The organism is Thalassovita aquimarina, from assembly GCF_018219815.1.
GTDB classification, from domain to species: Bacteria; Pseudomonadota; Alphaproteobacteria; order Rhodobacterales; family Rhodobacteraceae; genus Thalassobius; species Thalassobius aquimarinus.
Map to the genome: position 1 here is coordinate 59,282 of NZ_JADMKU010000002.1, position 17,768 is coordinate 77,049.

General features: G+C 62.9%; 17 protein-coding genes. 10 read left to right on the forward strand and 7 right to left on the reverse strand.

All coding sequences use genetic code 11. The features are described from left to right. Nucleotides 1-5: 5 nt before the first annotated feature. Nucleotides 6-1,490: a SulP family inorganic anion transporter gene (locus IT775_RS02820; protein ID WP_212699564.1), complete on the reverse strand. Its 1,485-nt coding sequence runs from the start codon at nucleotides 1,488-1,490 to the stop codon at nucleotides 6-8. Nucleotides 1,491-1,812: 322 nt separating this feature from the next. On the opposite strand from IT775_RS02820, the gene IT775_RS02825 reads away from it, so the two are divergent. Further along, nucleotides 1,813-2,676, forward strand: coding sequence for a DUF2189 domain-containing protein (locus IT775_RS02825; protein WP_212699565.1), 864 nt, complete (start codon nucleotides 1,813-1,815; stop codon nucleotides 2,674-2,676). Between the two features lie 99 nt (nucleotides 2,677-2,775). Here the strand turns inward: IT775_RS02825 and map are convergent, their stop codons facing one another. Both map and sfsA read right to left on the reverse strand, forming a co-directional pair. Then, complete coding sequence (gene map / locus IT775_RS02830) at nucleotides 2,776-3,624, reverse strand: type I methionyl aminopeptidase (protein ID WP_212699566.1); 849 nt, start codon at nucleotides 3,622-3,624, stop codon at nucleotides 2,776-2,778. Nucleotides 3,625-3,703: 79 nt separating this feature from the next. Further along, nucleotides 3,704-4,405 carry a DNA/RNA nuclease SfsA gene (gene sfsA, locus IT775_RS02835; RefSeq protein WP_212699567.1) on the reverse strand — a complete coding sequence of 234 codons (702 nt, stop codon included), beginning with the start codon at nucleotides 4,403-4,405 and terminating at the stop codon, nucleotides 3,704-3,706. Between the two features lie 46 nt (nucleotides 4,406-4,451). On the opposite strand from sfsA, the gene IT775_RS02840 reads away from it, so the two are divergent. The 4 genes from IT775_RS02840 to IT775_RS02855 are packed head-to-tail and all read left to right on the forward strand — an operon-like array spanning nucleotide 4,452 to nucleotide 7,409. Further along, nucleotides 4,452-5,174 carry a competence/damage-inducible protein A gene (locus IT775_RS02840; RefSeq protein ID WP_212699568.1) on the forward strand — a complete coding sequence of 241 codons (723 nt, stop codon included), beginning with the start codon at nucleotides 4,452-4,454 and terminating at the stop codon, nucleotides 5,172-5,174. After that, nucleotides 5,171-5,905 (forward strand): GNAT family N-acetyltransferase, encoded by a 735-nt coding sequence (locus IT775_RS02845; RefSeq protein WP_212699569.1) that lies wholly within the window; start codon nucleotides 5,171-5,173, stop codon nucleotides 5,903-5,905. The genes IT775_RS02840 and IT775_RS02845 overlap by 4 nt, the downstream gene beginning before the upstream one ends. Further along, a complete protein-coding gene (locus IT775_RS02850) occupies nucleotides 5,902-6,474 on the forward strand; it encodes a peroxidase-related enzyme (RefSeq protein WP_212699570.1) in 573 nt (190 codons plus the stop codon). The genes IT775_RS02845 and IT775_RS02850 overlap by 4 nt, the downstream gene beginning before the upstream one ends. Continuing rightward, the gene (locus IT775_RS02855) at nucleotides 6,474-7,409 is read left to right on the forward strand and encodes an OmpA family protein (protein ID WP_212699571.1); all 936 of its coding nucleotides are present in this window, start codon (nucleotides 6,474-6,476) and stop codon (nucleotides 7,407-7,409) included. The genes IT775_RS02850 and IT775_RS02855 overlap by 1 nt, the downstream gene beginning before the upstream one ends. A 25-nt stretch (nucleotides 7,410-7,434) precedes the next feature. On the opposite strand, the gene IT775_RS02860 is transcribed toward IT775_RS02855, so the two are convergent. After that, nucleotides 7,435-8,703, reverse strand: coding sequence for a glycerate kinase type-2 family protein (locus IT775_RS02860; protein WP_212699572.1), 1,269 nt, complete (start codon nucleotides 8,701-8,703; stop codon nucleotides 7,435-7,437). Nucleotides 8,704-9,097: 394 nt separating this feature from the next. Here IT775_RS02860 and IT775_RS02865 point away from each other — a divergent pair, with 394 nt between their 5' ends. From IT775_RS02865 to IT775_RS02875, 3 genes are read left to right on the forward strand one after another with little or no spacing between them, the layout of a single operon-like run. Next, nucleotides 9,098-9,346, forward strand: coding sequence for a DUF2793 domain-containing protein (locus tag IT775_RS02865; protein ID WP_212699573.1), 249 nt, complete (start codon nucleotides 9,098-9,100; stop codon nucleotides 9,344-9,346). 51 nt (nucleotides 9,347-9,397) lie between these two features. Then, complete coding sequence (locus IT775_RS02870) at nucleotides 9,398-10,267, forward strand: DUF2793 domain-containing protein (RefSeq protein ID WP_212699574.1); 870 nt, start codon at nucleotides 9,398-9,400, stop codon at nucleotides 10,265-10,267. A 12-nt stretch (nucleotides 10,268-10,279) separates the two neighbouring features. Further along, complete coding sequence (locus IT775_RS02875) at nucleotides 10,280-10,585, forward strand: hypothetical protein (protein ID WP_212699575.1); 306 nt, start codon at nucleotides 10,280-10,282, stop codon at nucleotides 10,583-10,585. A gap of 14 nt (nucleotides 10,586-10,599) precedes the next feature. Here the strand turns inward: IT775_RS02875 and IT775_RS02880 are convergent, their stop codons facing one another. From IT775_RS02880 to IT775_RS02890, 3 genes are read right to left on the reverse strand one after another with little or no spacing between them, the layout of a single operon-like run. Continuing rightward, complete coding sequence (locus tag IT775_RS02880) at nucleotides 10,600-11,541, reverse strand: sulfotransferase family protein (protein ID WP_212699576.1); 942 nt, start codon at nucleotides 11,539-11,541, stop codon at nucleotides 10,600-10,602. Next, nucleotides 11,538-12,623 (reverse strand): FkbM family methyltransferase, encoded by a 1,086-nt coding sequence (locus IT775_RS02885; protein WP_212699577.1) that lies wholly within the window; start codon nucleotides 12,621-12,623, stop codon nucleotides 11,538-11,540. The genes IT775_RS02880 and IT775_RS02885 overlap by 4 nt, the downstream gene beginning before the upstream one ends. Then, nucleotides 12,616-13,767 (reverse strand): hypothetical protein, encoded by a 1,152-nt coding sequence (locus IT775_RS02890; protein ID WP_212699578.1) that lies wholly within the window; start codon nucleotides 13,765-13,767, stop codon nucleotides 12,616-12,618. The genes IT775_RS02885 and IT775_RS02890 overlap by 8 nt, the downstream gene beginning before the upstream one ends. Nucleotides 13,768-14,140: 373 nt before the next feature. Here IT775_RS02890 and IT775_RS02895 point away from each other — a divergent pair, with 373 nt between their 5' ends. Both IT775_RS02895 and IT775_RS02900 read left to right on the forward strand, forming a co-directional pair. Continuing rightward, the gene (locus IT775_RS02895) at nucleotides 14,141-14,881 is read left to right on the forward strand and encodes a hypothetical protein (protein ID WP_212699579.1); all 741 of its coding nucleotides are present in this window, start codon (nucleotides 14,141-14,143) and stop codon (nucleotides 14,879-14,881) included. Further along, a complete protein-coding gene (locus IT775_RS02900) occupies nucleotides 14,878-17,766 on the forward strand; it encodes a glycosyltransferase family protein (RefSeq protein WP_212699580.1) in 2,889 nt (962 codons plus the stop codon). The genes IT775_RS02895 and IT775_RS02900 overlap by 4 nt, the downstream gene beginning before the upstream one ends. Nucleotides 17,767-17,768: the final 2 nt, after the last annotated feature.

Sequence of the window (17,768 nt, forward strand, 5' to 3'; positions counted from 1 at the left end):
CCCCCTCAATGCGCCAGCAGCTTGTCCATTGCGCCGGGCTTGTCATGTTCGCCCAGCTTGTCGACGATGGTGTGCGACGCTTCGTTCATCCCGATGATTTCCACCTCGGACCCATCCCTGCGGAACTTGAGCACAGCCATATCCAGCGCCGCAACCGAAGAAATGTCCCAGATATGCGCGCGACTGACGTCGATCACGACCTTTTCCAGCGCTTCGCGGAAATCGAAGGCCTTCATGAAATCCTCGGACGACGCGAAAAACAGCTGCCCTTCGACGATGTAGCGTCGTTCGCGGCCATCCTCGGACAGCTCCGAACGGACCGCGAAAAGCTGCGCGATCTTCCAGGCAAAGAAAATACCTGACAGTAGCACGCCGACCAGAACCCCGATCGCCAGGTTATGGGTGAAGACCACGAAGACCACCGTCGCCACCATCACGATGCTCGACGAGGCCGGATGTTCGCGCAAGCTCTTGATCGAGGACCAGCTGAATGTGCCGACCGACACCATGATCATGATCGCCACCAATGCGGCCATCGGGATGCGCGCCACCAGGTCGCCCAGGAACACCACCAGGATCAGCAGCACACCGCCCGCGATGAAGGTCGAAAGCCGCCCGCGCCCGCCCGATTTCACGTTGATCATCGACTGGCCGATCATCGCGCAACCGGCCATGCCGCCGATGAAACCGGTGCAGAAATTCGCCACGCCCTGGCCGATGCATTCCTGGTTCTTGTCCGAATTGGTATCGGTCAGCTCGTCCACCAGGTTCTGCGTCATCAGGCTTTCCAGCAGGCCCACTGCAGCCACCGCCGCCGAATAGGGCAGGATGATCATCAGCGTTTCCATGTTCAGCGGAATGTCGGGCAACAGGAAGATCGGCAATGTGTCGGGCAGTTCACCCATGTCGCCCACAGTGCGCAGGTCCAGCCCGAGCCCGAGCGACACGATGGTCAGGATCACGATACAGACCAGCGGCGACGGGATCGCCTTGGTCAAGAGCGGGAAGGTGTAGATAATGACCAGCCCGGCGGCGACCATCACATAGGTCAGCGGCGGCACGTCGATCAGTTCCGGCAGTTGCGCCATGAAGATCAGGATCGCCAGCGCGTTGACGAACCCGGTCATCACCGAGCGCGACACGAAACGCATCACGTAGCCCAGTCTCAGCAATCCGGCTCCCACCTGCAGCACCCCGGCAAGGATCGTCGCGGCCAGCAGGTATTGCAAGCCGTGATCCTTCACCAGCGTCACCATCAGCACGGCGGTGGCGGCGGTGGCCGCCGAAATCATCCCCGGACGGCCGCCGACGAAGGCGGTGATCACGGCGATGGAAAACGACGCGTAAAGCCCCACTTTCGGGTCCACCCCGGCGATAATCGAAAAGGCGATCGCTTCAGGGATCAGCGCAAGGGCTACCACCAGACCCGACAGCAGGTCGGCGCGGATGTTTCCGAACCATTCATGCCTGTAGGAAGAAAGGGACATCATCGGCCTCCGTTTCCGGCCGCCAAAAGAAGCGCCGGTTGATCAGTTTCTTTCGAATTCGGCAAATCTGGGCCTTTTTGGGCCCGTTCCCGCACTTGCGGCGCTTATATCCCGCCGTATCAGGATCGCAACCCACGCGCCGGGCCAGAGGGGCATTCAAGGGGCAGAAAACGCCAATCGAGACAATTTGAGCCGCCCGTGACGCGTTTCGTGCTATATTGAACAAAGGCCGGTGTCTTTTCTTACGACCACGCCTTCCTGATCCGAAGTCGCGGCCAACAGCGGTGCACGACACCGGTCTGCCTTGAAAAAGGGAGGACTGACTATGGTCAAGACAATCGGAAATCCGCTCAGCTGGGGGGCCGCGGTTCTCTCGGATGCGGGACATGCAATCGAAACAGCCGCCGAAAACATCGGCAGCCACGATCCGGCGTTGCCGGAAATACGCCCGCTAACGCTGGCCGACATCCGCATGGCGCTGCGCAAGGGCGTCGACGACTTCGCCCATTTCCGCAGCGACGTGATGGTGATGGTACTGATCTATCCCGCCATCGGAATCCTGCTGGCCTTCATGGCGTTTCAACAAAACATGCTGCACCTGATCTTTCCCATGGCGGCGGGCTTTGCCCTGATCGGGCCGTTTGTCGCGATTGGGCTTTACGAACTCAGCCGCCGTCGCGAAGCGGGCGAAACCGTCAACTGGGCGCAGGCGCTCGCGGTGTTTCGCCCCGCGGTCGCCGGGCCGGTGCTGGTGCTCGGGCTCTACCTGATCGCACTTTATGCGATCTGGCTCTATGCGGCGGCCTGGATCTATCAGGTGACACTTGGCCCGGAGCTGCCGAGTTCATGGCGCAGCTTCACCACCGCTGTTCTGACCACGTCCGAAGGCTATGCGATGATAACCATCGGGCTTGCCGTCGGTGTCGTCTTCGCGTTGCTGGTGCTGTTCAGCAGCCTGATTTCGTTTCCGATGCTGATCGATCGCCGCGTCGGCCTGCCCGTCGCCGTGGCGGCCTCTTTCCGGCTCGCCCGGCAAAGCCCGCGCGCGGTCTGCTTCTGGGGCCTCACCGTCGCGGCAATCCTCATCGTCGCGACGATCCCGGTCTTTCTCGGGCTGATCCTGGCGCTGCCGATCCTCGGCCATGCCACCTGGCACCTGTACCGGGCGGCGGTGCGTTTCTCGGACTGACCTGCCCTTTTTCTTGGCCGAAATACCCCGGGGTGAATGCGTTGGAAATCCGCGGATTTTCAACGCAGAGGGGCAGCGCCCCTTCCACCCCGACCGGTATCAAAGGTCGTAAGTGGGGTGGAACCGGCCCGCCGGCGACAGGGTGAAGATGTCATAGCCATCCGCCGTGACCCCGATCGAATGCTCGAACTGCGCGCTCAGCGACTTGTCGCGGGTGACCGCGGTCCAGTCATCGGCCAGCACCTTGGTTTCCGGCCGCCCCAAGTTCACCATCGGTTCGATGGTGAAGAACATGCCTTCTTCCAGCACCGGGCCGGTGCCGGGACGCCCGTAATGCAACACGTTGGGCGGCGAATGGAACACCCGGCCCAGCCCGTGACCGCAGAAATCGCGCACCACGCTCATCCGGTGCGCTTCGGCATAGGTCTGAATCGCATGGCCGATATCGCCGAACGTATTGCCCGGCTTGACCATCTCGATCCCCTTGAACAGCGCGTCATGGGTCACCTGGATCAACCGCTCGGCCTTGCGGCTCAGCTTGCCGGCGACATACATCCGGCTGGTATCGCCGAACCAGCCGTCGACGATCACCGTCACGTCGATATTCAGGATGTCGCCATCCTTCAGCTTCTTGTCGCCGGGAATGCCGTGGCAGACCACATGGTTGATGCTGATGCAGCTGGCGTGTTTATAGCCCTTGTAGCCGATGGTAGCCGATTTCGCTCCGGCGGCATTCACCTTGTCTTCGATGATCCGGTCAAGTTCGCCGGTGGTCTGGCCGGGGAACACATGTTCCGCGATCTCGTCGAGGATCTGCGCCGCCAGATGGCCAGCCTTGTGCATGCCGGCGAAATCGCCCGCTTCGTGAATGCGAATGCCGTCACGCGTGATACGTCCCTGATGCGTCTCGTTCACCGGGTCCACCTTCTTGCCGTAATCCAAAATCATTGCTCTTACTTAAGACAGTTGATCCGCAAGGACCAGAGGACGAATGCCTCCGCGACTCCCCACGAGGGATCGTGCCAGCTCACCCGGTGACGAAGGGCAGCGGCTTGCCCAGTTCGACCTCCTGCGGCGTAATCCTGCAATCGAAGGCCAGAACCTCGACCCCGGCCGCGCGCGCCCGGGTCAGGCCCGCCGCATAGGCCGGGTCGATATCGCCCGCGATGCCGACCCGATCGCAATCGGTGCGCTGCACCAGATACAGCATCACCGCCCGGTCGCCCCCTGCGGCCACCACCGACAGTTCGTCCAGATGTTTCAGCCCCCGCGCGGTGACGCTGTCGGGGAATTCGGCAAATCCCGCCTGACGGCTGAGCGTCACCGATTTCACCTCGACAAAGGCGCGTCTGTCACCATCGGACAGCAGGAAATCGATGCGGCTGTTTTCACCGTATTTCACCTCCGGACGCACCTCGGGGTATTCCAGCCCCGGCACCTCGCCCGCCATCAGCGAGGCCTTCAGCGCCCGGTTCGGCACCGAGGTGTCGACGCCGGTGAAATCGCCGCCCGCGTGCTCCACCAGCCGCCAGCCATATTTCAGCTTCTTTTTCGGATCGTCATTGGGTTCCAGCCAGATCCGCATGCCCGGTTCTGCCAGCCCCATCATCGATCCGGGATTGGCGCAATGGGCGGTGATTTCTCGGCCGTCCTCAAGCCGGGCATCAGCCAGGAACCGCTTGTAGCGGCGGATCAGCACTGCGGGCACAAGAGGGGTTTGAAAGCGCATGTCCCGCGCCTATACCGGGATGTGAGTTTTCGCAAGGAGGGGCGACATGAGCAACCCAACCGCCGCCATGCTGGTGATCGGCGATGAAATCCTGTCGGGCCGCACCCGCGACAGCAACATGCACCACCTTGCAGGCGAGCTGACCAAGCACGGCATCACGCTGGCCGAGGCACGTTTCGTCGCCGACGACACCGACGCCATCGTCGCGGCGGTCCGGGCGCTTTCACAGGCCCACACCCATGTTTTCACCTCGGGCGGGATCGGCCCGACACATGACGACATCACCGCCGATTCCATCGCTGCGGCTTTCGATACCCCGATCGGGGTGCGCGACGATGCCCGCGCCTTGCTGGCGGCGCATTACGAACGCACCGGGGCCGAGTTGAACGAAGCGCGACTGCGGATGGCGCGCATCCCCGACGGCGCGACGCTGATCGACAACCCGATTTCGGTGGCGCCCGGTTTCACCCTGCAAAACGTCCATGTCATGGCCGGCGTTCCGACCATCTTCGAAGCGATGGTGGCCAGCGTCCTGCCCACCCTGACCGGAGGCGCCCCGCTGTTGTCGCAAAGCCTGCGGGTGGAACGCGGCGAAGGCGACATCGCGGCGCCGCTGGGCAAGCTGGCCGAGGAGTTTCCCGACCTGTCCTTCGGGTCTTACCCGTTCAGTCAGAATGGTATTTACGGCACCAATATCGTCGTGCGTGGTCAGGACGGCGCACAGGTCGACGCGGCGATGTCAGCGCTTGCGAAAATGGTGGCCGCATGACGACACCCGGCATCGAACAGCTTTACGACGTGATCGACGCAACCTGGCCCGCCGCCTCGACCCGCAGGCTGGGTCCGTGGCTGATCCGCGAAGGACAGGACGGCGGACAAAGGGTATCGGCGGCGACCGCGCTTGACCCGGTCACGCCCGAGGATATCCCGCAGGCGGAACAGGCGATGCAGGATCTTGGCCAGCCGCGCCTGTTCCAGATCCGCGATGGTCAGCAGGAACTGGACGCGATGCTGGCCGATCGGGGCTATGTGGTGGTCGACCCGGTGAATTTCTGGATCGCCCCGGTGGATGACATCGCCACCGAATTCCCCCCGCCCGTGACCGCCTTCGCGGTCTGGGAACCGCTGGCGATCCAGATCGATATCTGGGCCGCGGGTGGCATCGGACCGGACCGGATCGCGGTGATGAACCGGGTCGCGCCGCCCAAGACATCGCTGCTGGGACGGCTGAACGACAGCCCCGCCGGAAGCGCCTTTGTCGGTATTCACGATGGCATCGCCATGCTGCACGCGCTTGAAGTTCTGCCGCATCAGCGCAAACAGGGCATGGCGCGCTGGTTCATGCGGCTGGCCGCCTTCTGGGCGCGCGACAATGGCGCCAGACACCTTTCCGTCGTCTGCACACAAGAAAACGAAGCGGCCAATAGATTATACCAGAGCCTGGGCATGTCCCTTGCCGGACAATACCATTACCGAAAACATCAGGGGGACCTGTCATGAGCGACAAAACCGCGATCACCGCACTGAACCTGCAACCCGTCGACCCGCTTCCCGAGAAGACACAGAAGTATTTCGACATCTGCGAGGAAAAGCTGGGGCTGGTGCCCAATGTGCTGACCGCGCACGCCTTCGATATCGACAAGCTAAACGCCTTTTCGGGCCTCTACAACAACGTGATGCTGGCCGAAAGCGGGCTCAGCAAGCTGGAACGCGAAATGATCGCGGTGGTGGTGAGTTCGGAAAACAAGTGCTTCTACTGCCTAACCGCCCACGGCGCCGCGGTGCGGGAATTGTCGGGCGATCCCAAGCTGGGCGAAATGCTGGTGATGAATTACCGCGTCGCCGACCTGTCGGCGCGGCAAAAGGCGATGCTGGATTTCGCAGTGCTGCTGACCAACGCGCCCGCCACGATCGAGGAAGAAGACCGCCAGGCGCTGCGCGACGCGGGATTCAACGATCGCGATATTTTCGACATCGCCAACACGGTGGGGTTCTACAACATGTCCAACCGGGTCGCCGCCGCCATCGACATGCGCCCCAACGACGAATACCACGCCAGCCATCGTTGATGCGCGGCCCGGGCTTCATAATCCTCGCTCTCGGCCTTGGCCTTTGCGGCCCGGCCGGGGCGTTGGAATTGAACCTGCCCGCGTCGGCCACAGCGCTGAGCGATGAACGCACAGAACTTGACAGCTACGATCTGCCGATAGCCCCCTATGCCGGCGGCCAAATGCCCGTCATCAGCCTCGAGGGGCATGTTTCAAGGCAAAGCTGGCGGGTGGCAACGCAGGGGCTGACGTCGCTGCAACTGCTGACGCCCCTGCGCGAGCAGCTGCAGGAAGCGGGTTATGACATCCTGTTTGAATGCGACACGCTTGGTTGTGGCGGGTTTGATTTCCGGTTCGAAACCGAAGTCCTTCCCGCCCCGTCGATGCATGTCGACCTCGGCGATTTCCGGTTCCTGTCGGCACGAAACGGACCGAAGGATCACTTGGGCCTGCTGGTCAGCCACAGCGCCAATGCCGGTTTCATCCAACTGATCCGGGTGACCGATACCGCGCAATCGATTAAGACCGACACCAACGGCGCCGCCCTTGCACAACCCAGCCCCCCAGCGACCGTTCCCGGTGATACAATCGGCCTGCTGGTTTCCCAGGGCCATGTCGTTCTGGATGACCTGGCGTTCAAAACCGGATCGTCGACGCTGGACGACCGGACCTCCCCCTCGCTCCAAGCACTGGCGGATTTCCTTCTGGAAAACCCGGTCCGGCGCGTCGCGCTGGTTGGCCATACCGATGCGGTAGGGGCGTTGGACAACAACATCGCGCTGTCCAAGAAGCGCGCCGCCTCGGTACTGGAACGATTGGTCAGCCGCTATAACGTGCCGCGTGGACAGCTCAGCGCCGAGGGCATGGGATACCTCGCCCCGATCGCCCCCAACCAGACCGAAGAAGGCCGTGAAGCCAACCGACGCGTCGAGGCGGTGCTGCTGAACACCGAATAGCGAAGCGCGGCTTTCTCGCTGGGGATCAGTCTGCCCTTTGCCGGATCAGAATCGCGCGGAAATCGTTGACATTCGTCCCGGTCGGCCCGGGTTCGAACAACTCTCCCACCGCCTCGAAGGCGGTGTAGGCATCGTTGTTCGCCAACGCGGCTGCCGGATCGATCCCCGCGGCCCGCATCGCCCGCGCGCTGGCACCATCGGCGAATGCACCGGCATTATCTTCGGACCCGTCGATCCCATCGGTATCGGCGGCCAGAGCGGTGATGCCCGCGACGCCATCGATTTCCAGCGCCAGCGACAGCAGGAATTCACTGTTGCGCCCGCCCCGGCCCTTGCCGCGCAGGGTCACAGTGGTTTCACCGCCCGACAGCAGCAGGATCGGCGGCACGAACGGCCGCCCTTTTGCCGCGACTTCGCGGGCGATGGCGGCATGCATCTTGGCCACTTCGCGGGCTTCGCCCTCGATCGTGTCGGACAGGATCGCGGCCGGGATGCCCTCGGTCTCGGCCAGTTCCGCCGCCGCTTCCAGCGACCGGGTTGCCGAAGCGATCACATGGACCGCGTTGCGGGCAAAGCGAGGATCGCTGGGGGCCGGCGCGTCCTCGGGCGCCGAAGCCAGGAAATCGGTCAGGCGTTGCGGCAAGTTGATACCGTAGTCGCGGATCGCCGCCAGCGCTTCGGCCCGGCCCACATTATCTGGTACGGTCGGGCCGCTGGCCACCTGCGCCGGGTCGTCGCCGGGCACGTCCGACACGATCAGCGACACGACTTTTGCCGGGTATGCCGCCGCCGCCAGACGCCCGCCCTTGATCCGGCTGACCTGCTTGCGCACCGCGTTCATCGCCCCGATCGGCGCGCCACTGGCCAGCAGCGCCTCGTTCAGGGCAACTTCGTCGTCAAGCGTCAGCCCCTCGGCAGGCGCTGCCAACAAGGCCGATCCGCCGCCACAGACCAGGGCGACGACGAGATCGTCCTCGCCCAGCCCCTCGACAGCCGCGAAAAGAGCCTCGGAGGCCCGGGCGCCCGCCTCGTCAGAAACCGGGTGGGCGGCTTCCAGCACCCGTAAGTAACGGCAATCGCAGCCATAGCCGTATCGGGTGACGACCACCCCTTCGACCGGATCGCCCCACAGCTCCTCGAAGGCCGCGCCCAACTGTGCCGCGCCCTTGCCCGCGCCGATCACCACCGTACGACCACGCGGGCGGTCGGGCAGATGGGCGCGAAGCGCAGTTTTCGCATCCGCCGCCCGGATCGCCGCGTCGAACAACCCCGTCAGGAAGGCCCGTTCATCCATTCCATTCTCCCTCTTTCACGGCCACCCTAGGCAGCGGATCGGGCAATGAAAAGCATCCCCGTGTCTCGTTCTGGAAATCCTTCCGCCGGAGGCGTGTCGCCCCAAGCACCGGTTCCAGCGCGCCATCACGCCTTTCAAGGCTGGTTTGGACAAGGTCGGTCAGAGGTCTAATGGCGTTTCATACGGACTAGGGAGGCCCAGACAGGACCGCTGACGGGTGGAACCGCAATATTGAACTGACAATGGGCGAACAAATCCGTAACCCGAAAACTGTTCTGCAAAGCCCGGGTGAGGCGGGGTTGCCAACTGGTTAGCGGTGCGGGCGGGGAGTTCAGGTCATCTTCGTAAGGCTGCCCGAATAACTGGCTTGCACGACCGCTTGCAGGAGCTTTCGATGACCGACCTATCGCCCCGACTTTCTTTGCCCTATCTGCAGCCCTCGCAGGCGCAAAAACACGTCACCCATAACGAAGCGCTTGTTCAGCTTGATGCGTTAGTTCAGCTCAGCGTTTTGACGTTCGAGGTCTCCACCCCCCCGAGCCAACCCGCGGAAGGCGAGATTTACGCGCTAGGACCCGCTCCAACCGGGGACTGGGCCGGACAGGAAGGGAAACTTGCCATTCGAGGCGAAAACGCCTGGTAATTCGTCTTCCCGCAGGAGGGGTGGCGCGCTTGGGGCATCGCGGAACAGGAATTGCGTGTCTATTCGGAAGGGAACTGGGTAACACAGTTCCAGAACCTCGGTGGGCTGGGCATCGGATCCGTTTCGGACCCGACCAACCGGCTATCGGTGGCTGCGGAGGCCAGCCTGTTCAGTCACGAAGGCAACGATCACCGGATAAAGGTCAACAAGGCCGGCACAGCGGATACGGCGGCGCTACTGTTCCAGTCGAACTGGACCGGCCACGCCGAAATGGGGTTGGCGGGCGACACGAGGTTCTCTGTCAAGGTCAGTGCAGATGGCAGTGCTTGGCAAGAAGCGCTGGCGATCGACCCGGCCTTACAATCCATTTCGCTGGCACCGGCAGGGATGGAACGGCTGCGGCTGAAGGATACCGAGCTGGCGCTGAACGTACCGATCAGCGGGGCGGCGGTGCAATCCTCGGCCACGGATACAACCGCGGGGCGGCTGGCACTGGCGCAACATGCGTACGGGCCGGGCAACCTTCTGGGCGGTGTGGCGCAAATGGCTGGCGTCCCGACAGGCGCGGTGATCGAGCAGGGGTCGAATGCAAACGGTCATTACATGCGGCTAGCCGACGGCACGCAGATCTGCTGGCATGAATTCACCGAGACGGGCCTCGCGGTCACGACGCCCTATGGCAGCCTGTACCGGTCGGGCACGATCGCGGCGCCGACATTCCCAGCCGCCTTTGCCAGCGCTGCGGGGCTCGTGACCGTCTTTCGTGGGCATTTCGCCACCAATATCGATGGCTGGCTGGTGGCGAACGGGGTGCCTTCGGCAACGGCTCTCACCGTCGGATCATTGCGCGCCATATCGGCAATTTCGCGGACCGAGGATTTCCGCTGGCACTATCTGGCGATCGGCCGCTGGTTCACCTGATCGGAGAAATCCATGCAAATTGCATTCTTACCCATCCGCCATGACGAACGGCTGAGTATCAGCAGGACCGGCGATATCCTGACCCTGAACGGCGAGGAGTTCGATTTTTCGGCCGTGCCCGAAGGCGGCGCACTGCCGCGCGAAGCCGTGGGCTGTGACTGGCTGGCCTCTGACGTTGAGCGGGCTTCGGGCGCGCTTCGATTGACCCTGCTGCTACCGCATGGGGCGCAGACACCGAGTGAAACGTTGTTTCCCGCCCTACTGATACTGGAGCGGGACGGCCCGGTGGACCTGCCACCTTACGAAATCGATCGTTAGGATTTGATGGCAGGTCAGCTGGGCGTCGTATCGTAGCCCAGACGGTCACACAGCGCCTTGTAGGAAGGACTGTCGGCGGCCTGGGCAATCAGATCGGCGGACAGGCTGCGCCGCGGTCTTGGGGCGATGGTGTCACCCCGGCGCCCGCTGTCGCCGGAAAGGCGGATGGCCGGGAACAATTGCAGAAAGCTGCTGTCGTAGCTCAAATCCAGCACCTCGGCGATACGCTGCATGATCTTCTCAGGCGCAGCGACGAAATCTTCGTAGCACAGGACCTCGACACCGTCGTGCCGATCCAGGAAGGAGAGGTAACGCCGGGCGTATTCCTCCAGTGTGCCGGGGGAGAAATCCACCCAGCGGTTCTTCTTGAGGCTGGCGAAGGAATCGATCGGGTGGCGTACCGTCACCACCGAGCGCAACGGATATCGTTCGGCAAGAATTTCGCGCAGGGTGGGACGTGGGCGGATTTCGGGCCCGAAGGAGAACTGGCTATGCGCATGATCGCGCAGGATGAGGTCATGGCCTCGGTGGCGGGCATTGTCGTAGAGAATTTCGAACGCGGCGTGGAACATGCGCAGCGTCGTCTCTTCGTCGGGCGGGCGTGAACCGCACATCGCCAGACCGATCACATCGGTGGGCCGGAAGGGCAGCCGGTGTGCCATCGGGCTGAGCGGATCGACTTCGCTGAGCATCTGGGTTCCGGGCAGAGCGGCGATGCAGCGGCTGATCAGCGTGCCACCGGTGCAGGCCAAGTGATGCACGCTGCGCAGCGGCGGCAAGGCGTTGTCCTGCGGTGCACCGATCAATTCCCGACATTGATCGAGCAGGCTGGGCAGAGACAGGGCCGGCAGCTCGGGTTCGGACGCCGCCTTGTCTGGCGCGCCTTCGCGCAGCAGCTCGAGGGCCTCTTCGATCTCGGCTTGGAACGCCCGGCGTGCCGCTTCGTCCTTGCTCATTTGCGCCCGCCCGCCTTGCGGCTACGCCCATTGCCCTCACCGGGTTCGGCGGTTTTTTCTTCGAGCTGAGGATCGTCGGCACGGATCTCGCCGAGTTCCTGCTGCTGAAGATACTTGGCAGCGCTGCTCAGCCGCGCGGTCAGCTTTCTGAGCAGTTGATCCTGGGATTCCTTTTGCTGCAGAACCTCCGCGTATTTCTTTTCCAGCGCTGAGATATCTGCATCGCGCATGGATTGCAGCCGTAGGGCAAGCGACAGATCCTGCTTGGCTTTCTCCTCGCTACTGCGAAGAGCGATGAAACGGTCCTGCATCTCGGTCTGCTTGGTCTTGGCTTCGGCAAGCGCGTTGTCGAGAGCCGTCTCGAGTTCCGCAATCCTGGCTTCGCGGGCGACCAACTGCCCGCGGGTTTCCGCAAGCTCGGCGCACAGCGCGCGGTTGTTTTGCACGACGGGCTCGATGCGGAAATGCAGTTCGGGAAAATCGGGATCCGTGTCGCAACGCCTGCGCGGCGTGAACCCCTCTTTTCTCAGCAAAGCGATCAGGTCGGGCAGCCCCGTCCCGCCTTCATAGAGCGCGTTGCGCCCCGTGCGCAGGAAAATATCTCGAAAACGGACCAGCCCGTCGATGGCGATGAGCCCCTTCAATATCTCAGCCTCTTCGCCGGGCGTATCCAGCAGCAGGACGTCGGACCGGTTGTCCGGCGCCGGCAATTGCTTCATCAGGTCGGCAGCGGTCAGCGTTTCAACTTCGACCAAGGCGGTTTCACGCAAGCCGGGGAAGAGTTCGCGCAGCGCGCCGGGAGCGCGCAGGCTGGAAAGCGCGGCCATGTTGAACCGGTGCAGATTGGCGCGGCCTGTCTTGGCCCCGATCGCCACCGGCATCACCGTCACGCGTTCATCGCCTGCGGTCCGCCGGACCAGAGCGGCAGCATCGTCCTGGTAAGGTTCGACCAACACGATCCGCTCCGCGTCGGCGGCGCAGGTCGTTTCCAGCAACCGGCCCCGGCCAGCGCCCAGATGCAGCAGGGTACCAAGCGGTTCTGCGCCGAGATCGGTGATCCACTTCTCCCAGCCTTCAGTCATTGCCTGCCCCTTTCCGCTTGGTCGCGGCGCGTATCCGGCGCAGTGGCGCCGTCAGCCGATAGGATTTCGAGCGCATGATTGCATCGATATGGTCCTGTTTCTCGTGCAGTCGCGCCCGAGTGCCGTCGAGCCACCCCCGCAGTTCGGCCGCCTGGGTCGTGAGCGTGTGTATATTTCTCGCCAAGGCGCTGATTTCGCGGTTCTTCTCGGTCAGAACGAGGTCCTTGGTTGCCAGTTTTTCGCGCAACTCGGTGGTCTGGGCGACGTAGCTATCCATCCCGTGGTTCAACTGATCGAGCCGCTGCTGAAGCTGTTCCCGCTGTGTCAGCAGGTGCTCCATCTCGTGCTGCATCACACTGACCTGCTCCAGCAGCAGCACGTTCTTGGATTCCGTTTCCTTCAGTGCCTTTTCCTGCGCGGTGGCTCTGTCCTCGGCGGCCCGCTGCGCCACGAGATGTGCGTCGATCTGCTTCTGCAGCTTCGCCGCATGCACTTCCTGCTTTTGCAGCTCTTCCCGGAGCGCGTCGGCGGTGCCGCGATCGGCGTCCTGGGCCGCGCGATAATCGTGGAACAGCGCATCGGCATCCACCCAAACGGGGTCGCTCCCCCGCGATAGGTCGGTCGTGCTGGCTTCGAGTTCGTCGGCCAGACCCTGGGCGGTGAGATCGGTCAGCAAGGTCTGGGCGGCCAGAAGGTTGAGCACGGCCTCCTCATGAGGCTGCGCATCCTCGGTCGCGTCGAGAACGCCATCGGGCAGATCCAGCAGTTCGCAGACAGCATCAGCGTGACGGGAGACAGCGTTGGCTTCCAAGACCAGAACCTGGTGCCGGTGACGGCGGATCAGGTCAAGAATTTCCTGCGCGATTGCGCCCCATTGGGCCAGCGCAACGCTCGGCGGGATGCCCTGTTTCATCGCCTGGCTCAGCGCGCTCAACGGGCCTTGGTGCAACACCAGGAGACGGGCCTCTGGCGCGGCCTCCAGTTGGGCTTCGGCCTCTGCCCGGTCGGTCAGCACGCGCACCCCCTTTTCCTTCGACAGCAGGCGGGACAAGGGGCCGCAATCCTGGGTCTCGGGATGCCAGAGGATCGTTGGCTGCATGGCGGCTGTTCTTTCCGGGCTGTCGGAGATGTCTGTTGAAGCCATTGCGTTCCTTTTCGCTCTCATGGACGGCGCCGCGTCGCCACAAGGGCCAGACGAGACCGGCAATCCGAGAATAACCCAGTCGGGACAGATCCCGAAAGACGCTTGTGAGAAACCATGCGGAAGTCTTCACTATTTATCAATCGAGGACGGGCTATATACGAGCCATTTCGTCTTGTCAGCCGTTTGCGCGGAATGATTGTGCGAATTTCGGCTATTTCCGCACCCTTCCCGGCTAGGCGCTTGCTTCAGGGGGACAGATGTGTTTTTTCACGCGGCAAACGCGAACCGGAAGGACCGGTTTTCGGTGGCGGGAAGATGAAAATCTGTCTGACCGCAATGCCGCGAAAGTAGACTAAGAGGAACGCTGCCAGGAATGCCAAACTCAAGGGAATTCTGGGAACGTCTGGGCAAGGCACGGGAAAACGCCCTCTCCGGGGAAATACTGATCGCTTCTTCGCTGCTGGACGATCTCCGGGACAATTATCGGACCGGAGACGAGAGCATCGACGGCAAGCGGTTCAAGCTGCTGGAGACGATCGCCGGCACCTGCAACATCCCGTTCCCGGAAACCGCATCGCCGACACCGGTTCGGCCCACCACAGCAACGGCCACCGAGCTGCGGGCGCTGCCCGGCAAATCGACCGGTGGCGAGATCGTCATCGACTGGTCGTCGGACGTGCCCGTGCGCGCGGAATTCCGCCGGGACGGCCAAGCGTTCGTGATCAACAACTTCGCGCTGTCGGTGCGCGGTCCGGCGGCGGGCAAGCACCTTTTTCCAGCGCTCGAGCGTGCGAGAGAGACGGTTTTGGCGCTGCAACGCACCGATGCGCTTATCGACTATGAACGCTACCTGGACCTGATTGCCGAACAGACCGGAGATCCGGGGGCGATCGGGCGCTCGACCCTGCTGGACGGCGAATGGTTCGAGGCCGCGTGTCGCCTTGACCCATCGCTGCCTTTCAACCTGATCGGGGCCGCCCTGTCCCGGTTGCGCCAGGGCGACACGGCACGCGGCCGACACCTGCTTCGACGGCTGGCGGGATCCGGCTATCCGGAGCGGCGGCATGCGCAGCGGTTTCTGTACCATCTTTTGTCCGGGGAGACCGCAGAGTGATTTCCATCCTTGTGACCATCGGTGACATGGCCCCGGTGCGGCGGGAGCCGGTGCTGAATGCCGTGCGCGAGAATCTCAAAAACCCGGCGGTGCGCGAAGTCTTCGTGCTGACCGAGGGCGACCCTGCATGGCTGCCCGAGGAGATGGGACAACTTGCCACGCGCCTGCACATCGAGAAGGTGTCCGACCGTCCGACCTTCGGCGCGCTTTTCGAGGCGGGCAACCGGTTGCTGGCGGCGGGGGCGGACTGCATCGCCATCATGAATGCCGATATCAGCATTCCAACCGAAAGCGATGCCGAGCGGTTGCAGGCCGGGTTCGGCCATCTGAACGACCTGCCGGGGCAGGTGGTTTTTACTCTGGCGCGACACGAGCAGTCCGAAGAAGGGCCGCGGATCGAGCTTTTCGAAGCTTCGGGGGTGCCGAACTATATTTCGGCCGACGCATGGGTTTTTCACCGGCCAGTCGAGCTGAAGCGCGAACTGTTCTATTGCCCCGGACAAATGAACTGCGACATGTTCCTCGCGCATGACCTGATTTCCTCGGGCTACACGCTGTTCAATCCCTGTCTCGACGTGACGATCCAGCATCACGAACCGACCAAGGACGATGCCTTCTACAAGGAGAAGAACCAGGAGGAAGGCGTTCGCAACCTGTTGGAACAGCACATGTCGCAGAACGGGATCGACCCGTTCAACTATTATCGGATTCCGTGGATCAGCACCGAATGGCTGAAGGCCGGCTACCGGCCGCGACCGCTGCACACCAACAGCCCGACGATCATCCTGACCGCCGACGAAGCGATGGTCGAATGCCCGGATGAGACCATCGCCGAACTCGCCCGGATCTGCGCGGACGATAACCGCGAGGGTCAAATCGTCTGCGCCGGCGATGTGCGAGATTTCTTCCGCCGCCATGCGGCGGTGCTGGCCGACTGTCCCGGCATCACCATCAGCCCGGCGGACCGGCCGCTGCAGGGGGTGCGCGAAGGGTACCTGCTGGGTCGCCAATACAGCTTCAACAGCATCGCCTTCGTGAACGACCTGTCGCGCGCCGCGCCCGAAGTGCTGACCGAGGCTGATTGCGTCTTCGTCGGTACCGGCGCGCCGGGCATGAAGCGGCCTGACCCGCTGGGATGCACGCTGGTCACGTCGGTCTTCCGGTCGGACGATTTCCTTCAGGGTTTCATCAACAACTCGGTTGCGCTGGAAGGCTATGACAGCCTGATCGATCATACCTTCCTTGTCGCCAACATGTCCGAACTGGAAGCCCGGTTGCTGAACGGGCTGATGGCCGAGCATTCCAATGCCACGGTGTTCTGGAATCGAAACGATCCCGGCCTCTATGCGTGCTGGAACCTCGGAATCCGGATGGCGCGGCACGACTATGTCTCGAACGCGAATGTCGACGACCTGCGCGACCCGACCCATGTGGTTGCCCTGTTGCGCGACCTCGAACAGCACCCCGAGGCGCTGGTGGCGGCGACCGCACTGAACCCGTTTTATGACTTCCCCGCTGACGGCAGCCTGCCCGAGGAACGCGAGGGCTGGTACAGCGAACGACCGGGACGTTTCCGGCTCTACGACCTGGCCTACCTGTCCGAAGACGATCCGGCCAAACTGGTGCCGCATAACATGCCCCATTGCATGCCGGTCTGGCGCCGTTCGCTGCATGACCGCTATGGCTGGTTCGACGAGGCGCGCTACGGCACCTTTGCCGACTGGGCGTTCTGGCTGAAGGCGCTGCGTGATGGCGGGTATGGCTGGCTCAATCCCGAACCGCTGGGGTATTATTTCGTCAATCCGACCTCGCATAACCGGCGCGGCAATGAGTTGGAGCGTCTCCACGACGTGGTGGAGAGTGACTTCATCGAGATGTTCACAGCCCGCCGCGACGGCACCGCGGCGCATGCCTCCCGGTCTGCGCAACCGGCGCCGCCTAAGCTGAACCTGTCGGGGCACGAGCTGTTTTACGGGCACCACCGCAACAGCTTCAACCGCACGGTAAAGTCTCTGGAACCGCTGGGACGCACGGATGGCGAAGGGGTGCTGTTCCTGCCCTTCATCGAACGGCATTTCGTCTGGGGCGCCGATCCCGGCGAGGCGCAGTCGGACTCCCCCACCCCGATCACCCGGGACTGGGTGGGCATCCTGCACGTTCCGTTCGACGCGCCGGACTGGTTCAACCCTGATGTCAGCCCGGAGGTTTTCTTCGAAACGCCCCTTTGGAAGGCGTCGCGCCCCCATTGCCGCGGCATCATCACGCTGGCTGCCGATCTTGAAGCCGACCTGAAGGCCTTCGACCCCACGCTGCCAACCCTATCGGTCCGCCATCCCAGCGAGTTGGCGGTCGAGATGTTTCACCCCGAGGCCTATCATGCCGAACCGCGCGTCGTTCAGGTCGGGGACTGGCTGCGCAAGCTGCAGGCAATCCATAAGCTGAAGGCGCCGGGGCATGACCGTGTGATGCTGCTGAAAAGCCACACCGAAGCTTTCATGGATCACGAAATTGCCGTCTTCGGGGACCATCGCGATCCCGCCGTGGACATGCGGAAAATGGTTCCCAACGAGGAATACGATCGGCTGCTGTCGCGATCAGTCGTTTTGTGCCTGCTTTATGCGACGGCGGCCAACAACGTGGTGATCGAATGCGTCGCCCGCGCGACGCCGATCCTGGTCAACCCGCTGCCCGCGGTGGTGGAGTACCTCGGCCCCGACTACCCGCTTTATGCCTGCGATGAGAACGAGGCGGCGATACTGCTGTCGACCCCCGGAATGGTCGACGAGGCGCACCAGTATCTTCTCGTACGGCGTCAGGAGATCGACCTGAGCTATGAAGGTTTCTGCCGTGACATCGCCGAGTCCGAATGGTACGCAAAGCTTTGATT

Bases quoted from the DNA above. Each gene is read 5' to 3' on its own strand.
- IT775_RS02820 (WP_212699564.1), bottom strand. From the start codon at position 1,490: ATGATGTCCCTTTCTTCCTACAGGCATGAATGGTTCGGAAACATCCGC.
- IT775_RS02825 (WP_212699565.1), top strand. From the start codon at position 1,813: ATGGTCAAGACAATCGGAAATCCGCTCAGCTGGGGGGCCGCGGTTCTC.
- map (WP_212699566.1), bottom strand. From the start codon at position 3,624: ATGATTTTGGATTACGGCAAGAAGGTGGACCCGGTGAACGAGACGCAT.
- sfsA (WP_212699567.1), bottom strand. From the start codon at position 4,405: ATGCGCTTTCAAACCCCTCTTGTGCCCGCAGTGCTGATCCGCCGCTAC.
- IT775_RS02840 (WP_212699568.1), top strand. From the start codon at position 4,452: ATGAGCAACCCAACCGCCGCCATGCTGGTGATCGGCGATGAAATCCTG.
- IT775_RS02845 (WP_212699569.1), top strand. From the start codon at position 5,171: ATGACGACACCCGGCATCGAACAGCTTTACGACGTGATCGACGCAACC.
- IT775_RS02850 (WP_212699570.1), top strand. From the start codon at position 5,902: ATGAGCGACAAAACCGCGATCACCGCACTGAACCTGCAACCCGTCGAC.
- IT775_RS02855 (WP_212699571.1), top strand. From the start codon at position 6,474: ATGCGCGGCCCGGGCTTCATAATCCTCGCTCTCGGCCTTGGCCTTTGC.
- IT775_RS02860 (WP_212699572.1), bottom strand. From the start codon at position 8,703: ATGGATGAACGGGCCTTCCTGACGGGGTTGTTCGACGCGGCGATCCGG.
- IT775_RS02865 (WP_212699573.1), top strand. From the start codon at position 9,098: ATGACCGACCTATCGCCCCGACTTTCTTTGCCCTATCTGCAGCCCTCG.
- IT775_RS02875 (WP_212699575.1), top strand. From the start codon at position 10,280: ATGCAAATTGCATTCTTACCCATCCGCCATGACGAACGGCTGAGTATC.
- IT775_RS02880 (WP_212699576.1), bottom strand. From the start codon at position 11,541: ATGAGCAAGGACGAAGCGGCACGCCGGGCGTTCCAAGCCGAGATCGAA.
- IT775_RS02885 (WP_212699577.1), bottom strand. From the start codon at position 12,623: ATGACTGAAGGCTGGGAGAAGTGGATCACCGATCTCGGCGCAGAACCG.
- IT775_RS02890 (WP_212699578.1), bottom strand. From the start codon at position 13,767: ATGGCTTCAACAGACATCTCCGACAGCCCGGAAAGAACAGCCGCCATG.
- IT775_RS02895 (WP_212699579.1), top strand. From the start codon at position 14,141: ATGCCAAACTCAAGGGAATTCTGGGAACGTCTGGGCAAGGCACGGGAA.